This window comes from Pseudomonas sp. Z18(2022) (assembly GCF_036346535.1).
Classification (GTDB): Bacteria; Pseudomonadota; Gammaproteobacteria; order Pseudomonadales; family Pseudomonadaceae; genus Aquipseudomonas; species Aquipseudomonas yamanorum_A.
The window spans coordinates 36,950-47,896 of sequence record NZ_JAOTOA010000002.1 but is presented as its reverse complement, the minus strand read 5'-3'; the positions used below and the strand labels follow the sequence as shown (position 1 = coordinate 47,896).

The window sequence follows — 10,947 nt, the reverse complement described above, 5'->3', positions numbered from 1 at the left end:
GGCGTTGAATTACAGGAAGAAATCCATGCGGAAGTAGATCGGCGCTTCGCGCTCGCTCATCACTGCCGGGCGTTCCAGGGAATGGGCAAAGGTCACGCTGGTGCTGACGTATTTGCCGCGGGCAAACAGCTCCAGGGAGTTGCTCGAGACCCGGCCGTGCACGTTGTCGTTGTAGCGGTCGTTGCGGATCACGCCCTGGTCGTAGCCGACGCTGGCGCCGTATTCAGCGAAGGCCGGGCGCATCCAGTCCCAGGTCACCGGGCGCGCCCAGCGCACGTCGTTGCGCCAGTAGCCGCCGCTGTCGCCGGTGAGCTGCTGGTCTTTGAAACCGCGCACCGAGGCCGAGCCACCCAGGCTCATGCGCTGGGGGCTGAACAGGATGTCTTCACTGCGTTGGCCGGTGGCCAGGCTGGAGAAACTGAACGACTCGCCCCACAGCGTGAACGGCTGCAGGTAGCTGACGGTGGCGGTGTATTTGCGATAGCGCGCGTTGGCCAGGCGATTGCCGTACTGATCGCGCTCGTTTTCGGCTTGGGCGTCGAAGGCGCCGATACCGTTCTGCATGCCCAGGTCGAGGTTGACGAAGGCATTGCCGATGCGCCGGCCGTGGTTGATGCCCAGTTGCAGTTCGCTGAGGCGGTTACTGCTGGGCTCGGTGCGCACGTCGAGGATGTAGTTGTTGGTGCGCAGGTGCGACAGGCCGACGTTCACCGAGGTCTTGCTCACGTCGTCACGATGGATCACCCGCTCGGCGCGCAACTGGTGGTTTTCGTTGTCGCCGTTCTGCTTGAATTTAAAGTCGTTGGTCACGCCAAAGGTGCGGTAATCACTCTCGCTGTAGGTGTAGCTGAAGTTCCACCAGCCCCACGGTACGTTGTAGTAAAGCATGGTGTTTTTCGAGGTTTTCTGGTGATCGCTGACGGCGTCGTGGCCACCGCGCAGCACCAGTTGGTCGGCCAGGCCGAGCGGGCTGTCCCACTCAAGGCCCGCGCCCCATTGCTGTTCGCCGGTGCTTTTCTGCCCGTCGTTGTTACGCGACAGGCTCGCGCGCCAGGGCTTTTGCGGTACGTTCTTGACCTGTACTTCACTGCCGCCCACCTGGCTGCCGGGGGTCAGTTCCATTTGTGCCTGCTTGGACGGCAAGCGATTCAACTGGTCCACCAACTGCTCGATTTCCCGCAGGTTCAATTGCTCGCCGACCTTGCCGGGAAAGGCCATGGCCAGCTCGCGTTGGGACAGGTTGCTGCCATCGGCGCCCTTCAGGCCTTCAAGTTTGCCTTCCACCACCAACACCTGAAGGTGGCCGGTAGAAAGGTCCTGCTGCGGCAAGTAAGCCCGGCTGGTGACCATGCCTTTGTCGATGTAGTAGTCGGTGATCGCCTTGAGCACCTGATTGAGCTGGGAGACGCCCAGGCACTGGCCGATGTAAGGCTTGAGCAGGCGCTCGCGATCCTTGGCGGGCAGGCTGTCGGCGCCCTTGAGCTCAATGTCTTTGATCGGGAAGCAACGGGTGTCGACCGGGGTGGCAGGCGCCTGGGGTTTGGCTTCTTTACCGGGCAGGTCCTTGAGTTCTTCAAGGCGCCGGCGCTGTTCTTCCAGCAGACGGTTTTGCCGGTCGCGGATCAGGTCCTGATCGCCAGGCGTAGGCGCCGCCACCGCACTATTGAGTGCGAAGCAAGTCAGCAGGCAAACGCCCAGCAGCAGCCGAGTCCGTGGCAGTAATAAAGACATGTTCGATCCGTCGAAAAAGCGGGGGCCGGCAAACTAACATCGAACTTCCGGTGGGCCAAGATTCTGGCTTAGTTGGAAGCCATGATTAACAGGCCTATAAGTTGCTGATTATTAACAATAAATAAATCATGCAACGTTTAATCGCTTGCAATTGGAATTTTTATTCCGACAAGCGGTAACAGTTTTGATACAACTTAAACGGGGCACTTACAGTTGCCACTAGTTAGCCATCAAGTTGTATCAAGACTGATTAGTAGCCAAAAGACGAGAAAAGTTCGCACTGATTTTGTGAATTGGATCCCATTTATCGGCCTGAGGCTTCCTTGATCCGCTCCTGTTCCGCTACCAACTTCAATCCTGGCCGCTCCACATGCCGCGACACGTGCGCGGTCACTTCCTGCACACCGCCTTCCTGGTCGTTATGAATCACCAGCACACCCGGGCGGCGCAGTTGCTCCAGGTCGCCTTCGCCCAGGCTGAAACTGTCGCTCAGGCGCTGGTCGCTCAACGCCTTGGCTGCCGAACGCCGCTGGGCAAAACGCTTGCCGCGCCGCTGCTGGTAACGTGCCCAACCGATCAGCACCACGGCGTTGAACACCGCGATCCACAGGTAAATCTGCAAGGTATCCAGCGCTGCAAAAATCGGCGCTTCGACCCGGGGGCCGCCATGGCTGTCGAGCATCGGCACCAGCCCACGCACCAGCAGGATGATCAGGCCGGCCCAGGCCAGCAGGGTCAGGAACACGTCGATCGCCCACATCACCGGGCGTTGTTGGGTACGAATCAGGTTCATGGTTGCAGTTCCTTGGTGGGGGCTTTGATACCGCGATCCGGGCTGACCCAGCGCGCGCGTTTCTGGTGTTGGCGGAACAGCACTTTGGGGAAGCTGACCAGGGTGGTGAACAGGCTCACCAGCCAGAACACCAGCGGGTACCAGACGGTCCAGAACAGGGTTTTCCACAGGCCCTTTTCATAGCGCCGGTCGATCATGATGCTCACCGCGAACTGCACCAGGCACACCACCGCCAGCAGCAGGCCGGTGAAGGCCGGCGGCATCAGCGAGTCGACGGCAATGGCGGCGGGCAGCGTCACGACTTTGCCCACCGCCCAGAAAATCACCGAGAGCAAAAAGGTGAAGGCCCAGCCGGTGGACAGGCAGTACTCGAACAACAGCGGCCACAGGTAGCGATGGCGCCACTGCCAGATGCCCCGGATATTCTTGAACAGCACTTCGGCGCCGCCCTGGGCCCAGCGCAGGCGCTGCTTCCACAGGCCGCCGAGGGTTTCCGGCATCAGGATCCAGCACAGCGCGCGGGGCTCGTAGAAGATGCTCCAGTGGTCCAGTTGCAGCTTCCAGCTCACGTCGATGTCTTCGGTGATCATGTCGGTGCTCCAGTAGTCGACCCGGTCCAGGGCCGCCCGCCGAAACGCCACCACCACGCCGGAGACGGTGAAGATCCGGCCGAATACCCGCTGGGTGCGCTTGATCAAACCGATGATCGAAGAGAACTCGCCCACCTGCACCCGGCCGATCAAGGTCGAACGCGTGCGGATCCGTGGGTTGCCGGTGACAGCCCCCAAGCGCGGGTTGTCGAGCATCGGTGCCACCAGGTACGCAGCGGTGTTCGGTGAGAGCAACGCATCGCCGTCGATGCACACCAGATATTCACTGCGCGCCGCCACCGCGCCCATGCGCAGGGCCACGGCCTTGCCCTGGTTCTGCGCCAGGTGCAGCACCCGCAGGCGCGGCTCTTTCAATGCCAACGCGTCGAGCACGGCGGCGGTGTTGTCGCTGGAGCCGTCGTTGATCGCGATCACTTCGATGTTGCGGTACTGCTGGGCCAGCGCGGCGTCGATGGTCTCGGCGGCGTTGTCGCCTTCGTTGTAGCAAGGGATCAGGATCGAGATCAGCGGCTCGCCGGCCAACACCGGCGCCGGGGTGTCGTCAGCCCACGGCCAATGGCGCTCCCAGTGCAGCCAGAAGTACAAGCCGCCGGCGATCCACAGGCCGGACATGAACAGCGGATAAAAGAACACGAAGTCCATCAGGAACTGCCCGGTGACCAGAAAGATCAGGCCCAGGGGCACACCCAATACCAACGACAAGACAATAAGCGCGAGGATTCTGTCGAACATGAGTCAAGGATTCCACTGGTTGGAAAGGGCCGGACGCACGGTTTTCAGATCCGGCGAATTCTCCAGGAAGTTGTCGGGGTAGTAGCCAAAACTGGTCACGCCCTGGCGCTTGAGCACGCCCATCCACTCGGCCATTTGCGCGCCGGACAGGTCCGGGGCGGCCGGGGTGCGCCAGTCCTTGGCTTGCAACTCGAACACCGTGCGTTGCAGTGCACCGGGGCGGGCCTTGACGGTGGCCACGAGTTTTTCCAGCCAGGCGTTGGAGCCCTTGAGGTCCTGGCCTTCCATCAGCGGCATGGCCATCGGGGCGGTCCAGTCGTAGCTGGTGAGGAAGTCGTCGAGGTTCTGCGCGAACCAGGCTTCGCTGCCGGGGTTGAGCATCGGCTCGGCGAAGATATTGCGTGCGGTCTGCACTTGCGGGCCGCGCAGCGTGCGCACCTTGGCGGTCAGTTCGTGAGTGAAGTCGATCAGGTAGCGGCTCTTGAACCGGGTCCAGCGCTGCATCACCGCCGGGTCGGCACGCAGGGCCTCGATGCTGTCGGGCAGGCCGTTGGCGGCGTAGGCCTTGAGCGCCAGCGGGCTGGCGTCTTCAAAGTCCGACAGCACCGCGTCGTCGTGGAACAGCACGCCGTCGATGGCACTGGTGCGGGCCAGGTCTTCGTAGATCTCACCGATGATCTGCCGCACCTTCGGGTCAAACGGCGACAGGCGCTGGTACTGGTCGGGGTCGATGGCAACCTTGCCGGTTTCCGGGTCCCAGCGGGTGACGCGGGGCAGCTTGGCATCCAGGGCGAAACTGAGCACCGGCATCCAGGCAAACACATTCACATGGGCCCGGGTGCGCAGTTGCCAGGTGACGCGGTTGAACAGGTCGGCGCGCACCGGCAAATGGCGGTTGGGGAAGTACAGCGAATGCACCAGTCCATCGCCCTTGGGGTCGGCGAAGGCTTGCAGGAACACGGTGCTGGCGCCCATGTCGACCACGCGCTGGATCAGCTTGTCGAGGTTGCGCACCTGTTGTTCCGGGTCCGGGTCGTAGACGTTGTCCAGGTCCACATGCAGCACCCGCAGCGGCGCTTCGGTCTGGGTCGCGACGATGGCATTGGCGTAATGCTCGCCGTCCGGGTCGGAGGCCACCAGGAACCGCGGGCTGCTCATCAGGTTGCCGAGGCTGTCGAGGCCGTCTTCCAGGGTCAGGGCCATCTGGTAGCCCTGCTCGCCCACCACCGCCAGCGAGGTGCCATCGGCAGCGCCGTAAGGCCACACCCACACACGCGGCGCCTTGCCAGTGACGGCGCGGATCTTGTTGGAAATCGCCGTGACGTCGGTGCGCATCCGCGCCTGGAACTGGGCTTCGGTTTCGTAGCGGTTGGTCTTTGGATCAAAGCGTCGGGTGGTGGCGGCCGGTTGCAGGTTGCCCTGGGGGTTGGCCAGCACGCCCTTGTGATTGGCGTCGGTGTGGGCGGCGATTTCCACCAGGCCGGACTGGGCGATTTCCCGCACCTGCTGCCAGGTCAGGAAGTCGGAGCGGGGCCGTGGTGTGCCGGCGAAATCCACCGGCTGGTTCAGCGGCGTATCCACCCATGCGCCCACCGGCGCCAGCAGCGCGTGCCAGTTGTAGCTGCGCAGGATCGGCATCACACGGGTATAGAAGCTCGCGTAGCCGTCGTCGAAACTGAGCATGATCGCCTTGGCCGGCAGCTCCGGGCCACCGCTGCGGGCCGCCAGGATCTGGTCGACGGTGACCGGCTGGTAGCCGTTTTCCCGCAACCACGCCAACTGCTCGATCAAGCGTTCAGTGCGTACCGCCACCACCGCTTGATCGGGGTCGCGGTCCTCGATGTCGTGGTAAGCGATACCGAGAAAATGGTTCTTCGGCCACGCCGCTTCGCTGGCAGGCTTGAGCCGCTCGGCGGGTGGAGTGAAAGGCGCGGGTTGCTGGGCGCAAGCGCTGCTCAGCATTAACCCCAGGGCCAACAGGCAACGGGACAAGACAGGCATGATCGGACTCTTCTAGAAGCGGTACGTGAGGTCGACGATCAGGCGCAGGTCGCTTTCGCGCTCACCGTCATAAGGTCGGCTGATCCAGCTGAGGTTGGCGCCGGTTTCGAGCACGTCGTTCCAGCGAAAACGCTGGCCGTAGCCCACCAATGCAACGCCGCCGGTGCCGTAGTCGCGCTGGCTGTAGGTGCCCGCACCCACCTGGAACTGCTGGCTCCACTGGGTTTCGTAGCGGTGGTAGAGCACGTGGTTGACGGTGGCCGTGGGCAGCACGCTGAAGTCCGAGCGCGGGTTGAAATACGGCGTGTCTTCCTTGGTGTTGCGGCTGGTGCCGACTTCCAGGCCAAGGTCAACTTGCACGCCGGGCGAGCTGTACACGCCTTGGCGGCCGGTGAGCAGCGCTTCGAGGCGGTTGTTGCCGTCGCTGAAATGGGACGGGCTGAGGGCCAGTTTCCATTCGCGGCTTTCGTTGGCGCGCCAGCGGATAAAACCGCTGCCGCCGTTGGCGGTGATGTCGGCGTTCAGCGCCCGCAACGGGGTGCTGGCGGAGAGGTAGTCGAGGCTACCGCCGTACTGCCATTGGTCATTGATGTCCCGGGCAATCGCGACCCGCGCGCCCTGCTTGGAGCCAAAGCCGTAGGAGTGATTGGACACCTCGGCTTCCAGGGTCATGTCGCGGGTACGCCGCTCTACACCGAGGCGCTGCCAGCGGTGCTGGCCGGTGCCTTCTTCGAAATCGGCAGTGGCATAGCCGGCGCCGCCGAACACCCGCCAGTCTTCATCGATGGGCGGGCTGTAGAGCAAGGTCTCGATGCCGAAGTCGCGGCTGCCAGACACCGCGCCCGCGCCGTTATCGCCGCCACCGTTGCTTTTGCCGGTGTAGGCCTCGACGCGCAGTTCGGCCATGTCGTGCACATCCCGCAGGCGGCTGAGGCGTTGCACCTGGCGGTTGTCCGGGGCACGGTCGACGACGTCGTCGGTAAGTGCGTCGAGTTGGCGCCACTCCTGCAAATCCAGGGCGGTGTGGCCCTGGGAAACTTCCAGGCCGATGTCACGCGGGGCCTGGGCTTCGGTTTCCTTGAGGATGTTTTCGGCGCGCCGTGGCCAGTCGCGGGCGCGGTACATGTCGGCCTGGGCCAGGCGCAGGCCGATATTGCCGGGAGCCTGTTGCACCAGGGCTTCCAGGCCTTTTTCGCTGGCGGGCAGGTCGGCGCCATAGGTGCCGGCCTGGGCGGCCAATTGTTGGGCGTCCATCCAGGCATCGTTGGGGTTGCCGATGGGCAGGCCCTTGAGTTCGACCCGGGGTTTCTGGGTACTTGCCAGGTTGTCGGCGACTTCGCGAGCCTCTACGACCTGATCGTTTTCCAGCAAGGCGTAGAACAACGCGGTGCTGTCTTCGACGTGATCGCCGGCGTCTGCATCGCTCGCCGCCAGGGCCTGGCGATACAGCGGCGCCGCCTTTTCCGGCTGGCGCTGGTCGAGGTAGGCGGCGGCGACCCAACGCAATGCGTAGGTCGGCAGTTGCACGCCTTCGCCCTTCAGCACTTCGTAATCGCGCACTACGTCGGCGGTACGCGCCCGGGCTTTCAGCGCGCCCAGGCGGTCGATGCGCCAGCGCACCACGTCGTCATGGGCACTGGCATCCGGCGTCCAGGTGGCGAGCAGTTGGTCGTAATCCTTGAGGGCGCGGTCGGCAATCACGTAGCGCTCTTTCTCACTGCGGGTGGCGAACTCGGCCAGGCGCACGCGCTCGGCGGCCAGGTCGCCTTCGAGGCGGCGCTGGGTGACCGGGTCCAGCAGGCCCGGGCGCTTGGCAGCCAGGCGCAAAGCTGGCTCCGGCAGGCGTGCGCGCTGCAGGGCGATGATGTATTCCCGGGCGACTTCGGGTTTGTTGCCGGCGCGGATGAACGCCTGGTCGAATTCGAACAGCGCGTCATAGGTGGAACCGGCGCGGGTCAGCGCGTAGCCCAGGGCCATGCGGCGATCGGCGTCGTCGGGCTTGGCGGCCACCAGGGCACGGGTGCGCTGCACGGCTTCGGCGGTCTGGCCGGCGTCCGCCTGAGTCAGGGCCAGGCCCAGTTGCAGGTCGGGGTTATTCGGTTCACGTTGCAGCGCCTGGCGATACACGGCAATCGCCGGTTCCCAGCGCTGCTGGTTGCGATAGGTGCGGGCGACGGTGGCCAGCGCTTGGGTAGTGAGGCTGCGAGTCCGGCCCTGGGCCTCGTAGACCGTCAGCACTTCGGCGTCCTGGCGCGCCCAGCTGGCGATCAGCAAATGATCACTGACCTGCCCCGGCGTCTGGCGCTCGGCAGGCAGTTGGCGCAGCAGGTTGAGGGCCGGACCGTAGTTGCCGCTGCGGGCCTGGTTGATCAGCGAATCATAGGCCGCATCGGCCGAGGCCACGACGGGCCACAGCAGTTGGCTGCAAAGCGCCAAGCGGATAAAGGGATGAACATTACGCGACATGTCGTCAGCTTCCTCACCTGGGAAAGCTGTAGCGATAAATTCACCTGCACGACACACCAGGCGGCCGACATCTGATGACGCGGCCAAGCTTTCCTGGGGCGCAATATCCTTGAGAGGGGTACAAAAAAGGCCAATTCAGAACAATTGTTCAGAATTGGCCTACATCACTTTAAGCCGAGTCTTATTGAGCGCCGCTGACCGCGCCGAACTTGCCCAGCACAAAACCAATGAATTGCTCGACGGTCATTTTCTGGCCGTTGAAGGTCACTTCATTGTTGGCGTAGTGCAGCTTGGACACGATATCGGTGCCCACCAGGGTCGCCAGTTGAGTGCCCACGGCCATGCCGCTGATCATCTCGCTGGCCGCCTGGGATTGCTGCTCGATGGCTTTCGGATCGGTCAAACCACCGATCTGCGCCTGCAGGCCGGCAACGTCCTGGATCATCGGCTTGGACAGGCTCAGGTTGGCGTCCAGCAGCGCAACGATTTGCTTGCCCAGTTCAACCGGCGGCAAGTCCATGCTCGACGGCTTGGCCAGGTCCAGCACCAGGTTGAAGCGGCTCTCGCCATTGGTGGTTTTCAGCGACAGGTTTTCTACCGCCACTTGCGGCTTGGCAGCCAGCAGTTGGTCGACGTTGGCCTGGGCCAGGGCCTGCTCGGCTTCGGTCAGTTGCAACTCAGGCACCGGCTTGCCGGCAGCCGCAGCGGCCTGGGCTGGTTGGACTTTTTCCTGGTAGAGCTTGGTCAGGACCAGCATCGACGGGATATCGACGTTCTTCATGCTGACCGCCATGGCGGCCGAACCCACTGGCTTGCCCTGATAACCGATCTCGTCGATCTTGTAGTCGACACGGCCGGCCAGGTTGTTGTCCTTGGTTTCGCTGCTGTCTTTCTGCTCAAAGTTCTTGAGGGTCAGCACCGCTTGCTGCGGGCCGAAGGTGACCTTGGTGTTGGTCAGCTCGACAGTGTTCTGCCCGGTGTAGAAACCGAAGGTGGTTTTTTCCAGGTTGCTGGCGATGGTCAGGCCGCTGAGCTCGGCATCCAGCTTGGCGTTGTTGGCGTCGACAACCGAGACCTTGAGGCTGTCCATGTAGCCGCTGGCCTTGACCTTCTTGCCTTCGGCAGTGGAGTCGAAGTCCAGGTTGGCGCCGGAGAAGCTCACGGCCGACTTGTCGTCCTTGAGTTCCAGGGGCAGCAGTTCAATGTTGCCGGTCACCGAGCGGTCATAGCCAATGTTGGCCACGCCTTTGAGGGGCGATACGTCCTTGCTGGCGGCGAACCATTTTTCGGTGGTGGGGTTTTTCTCAAGTTCGTAGTGACTGGTGGCCATGACCGGCAGCCACTTCAGCGACACCAGGCGCGAGAACGGCAGCGGGCCGTGTTCGATATGGTCGACGAACAGCAGTTCGGTGTCCTGGTGGTTTTCGCCGAACACCGCGCCCTGGGCCTTGAGGCGATAGTGGGCAGTGCTGCTGAACAGCTGGCGGTCGAGGGAGACCAGTTCGAGGGTCACGGTGCCGTCGACACCGGCCATGGAGGTCTGCAGCTCCTTGTTGGCGTCCTGGATAGCGGTTTGCAGCACCGGCTCCAGTTGCTTGCCGGTGTACCAGGCACCGCCTGCGCTGATTGCACCAATGGCGACGACGATACCCAAGAGAACGACTGCTGGCTTATTCATGTAGTGACCTGATCAAATCCTGTGAAGTGGGCTGTCTTCCCTGAACCCCGTAGGGTGTCGGCTCAAGCCCGCCGAAATCCGGGGAAGATTAGCACTGGGTGAGGTGCAGAGCCCAGTTTTTCACTGACAGGGGACTACCGTGGCGAATATTAAATCGCCATCGCAGGCAAGCCAGCTCCCACATTCGATCGCATTCCACATGTGGGAGCTGGCTTGCCTGCGATGGCGCCAGTAAAGCCACCACAGCGCTCAGGAATACTCAGTCTCGATCTCATCGAGCTGATGGTCAAAGCTCTTGAGCCGCGCCGTCCACGTATACACCAGCACTTCAAACTCACGATGAATCACCGCATTGCCCGGCGTATCCGACTTGGGGTCATAAAAATCCAGCTGGTAACGCTCCCGCGCCATCGCGGTGGCCACGTCGGATAATTCCCGCGCGTTATTCAGCCAATGCCGTCCGTCGGCCGTTTGCCGATCGAGCATCACGCATTGTTTTTTCAGGGCTTCGAGGCTTTTTTCCAGGGGCGTGCCGGTCAGTTCGCCCATGACTTCCTGGAATGTGCGCCCCGGTTGCCAGTAGCTGCCCCAGAAGTAGCGGTCGAACACGGTCTCGACCCGGCGCAGGGCGACCTTGGTGTCCCAGATGGCCACGCGGGTCTTGCCTTGTTCAAGAAGTCTTCGCTTGATGCGTTGGCCCTGGTAAGAAGCCCAGGCCACCACGCCGATGGACAACACTGCGATCAGCGCGCTGGCGCTGTCGAGGAACACCATGGCCTTGTCGATTTGATGGGCCAGCATGATGCCGTAGAAGTAAGTCGCCGATAGCAACACCAGTGCGAAGAACACGCACCAGAAAGCGGGAGCATAAGGGTTTTTCATTATTGGAATCCCCATGAGCAAACGCGAGCAGTGACAAGCGGCTGCCCCACTTA

7 protein-coding genes are annotated in these 10,947 nt (G+C 62.7%); all 7 read right to left on the bottom strand.

Going from position 1 to position 10,947, the window contains the following annotated elements:
- Positions 1-9: 9 nt before the first annotated feature.
- Positions 10-1,731: a ShlB/FhaC/HecB family hemolysin secretion/activation protein gene (locus V3W39_RS05540; protein ID WP_177042371.1), complete on the bottom strand. Its 1,722-nt coding sequence runs from the start codon at positions 1,729-1,731 to the stop codon at positions 10-12.
- Between the two features lie 304 nt (positions 1,732-2,035).
- Entirely contained in the window at positions 2,036-2,524 is a 489-nt protein-coding gene (gene pgaD, locus V3W39_RS05535) for a poly-beta-1,6-N-acetyl-D-glucosamine biosynthesis protein PgaD (protein WP_177042372.1), read from the bottom strand.
- On the bottom strand, positions 2,521-3,867 hold the full coding sequence (gene pgaC, locus V3W39_RS05530; protein WP_330212332.1) for a poly-beta-1,6-N-acetyl-D-glucosamine synthase: 1,347 nt from the start codon (positions 3,865-3,867) through the stop codon (positions 2,521-2,523). The genes pgaD and pgaC overlap by 4 nt, the downstream gene beginning before the upstream one ends.
- A 3-nt stretch (positions 3,868-3,870) precedes the next feature.
- Positions 3,871-5,868: a poly-beta-1,6-N-acetyl-D-glucosamine N-deacetylase PgaB gene (gene pgaB, locus V3W39_RS05525; protein WP_330212331.1), complete on the bottom strand. Its 1,998-nt coding sequence runs from the start codon at positions 5,866-5,868 to the stop codon at positions 3,871-3,873.
- A gap of 12 nt (positions 5,869-5,880) precedes the next feature.
- Positions 5,881-8,334, bottom strand: coding sequence for a poly-beta-1,6 N-acetyl-D-glucosamine export porin PgaA (pgaA, locus tag V3W39_RS05520; protein ID WP_330212330.1), 2,454 nt, complete (start codon positions 8,332-8,334; stop codon positions 5,881-5,883).
- A gap of 181 nt (positions 8,335-8,515) precedes the next feature.
- On the bottom strand, positions 8,516-10,012 hold the full coding sequence (locus V3W39_RS05515) for a YdgA family protein (protein WP_177042380.1): 1,497 nt from the start codon (positions 10,010-10,012) through the stop codon (positions 8,516-8,518).
- A gap of 249 nt (positions 10,013-10,261) precedes the next feature.
- Positions 10,262-10,894, bottom strand: coding sequence for an NADH:ubiquinone oxidoreductase subunit N (locus tag V3W39_RS05510; RefSeq protein ID WP_177042382.1), 633 nt, complete (start codon positions 10,892-10,894; stop codon positions 10,262-10,264).
- Between the last annotated feature and the right edge of the window lie 53 nt (positions 10,895-10,947).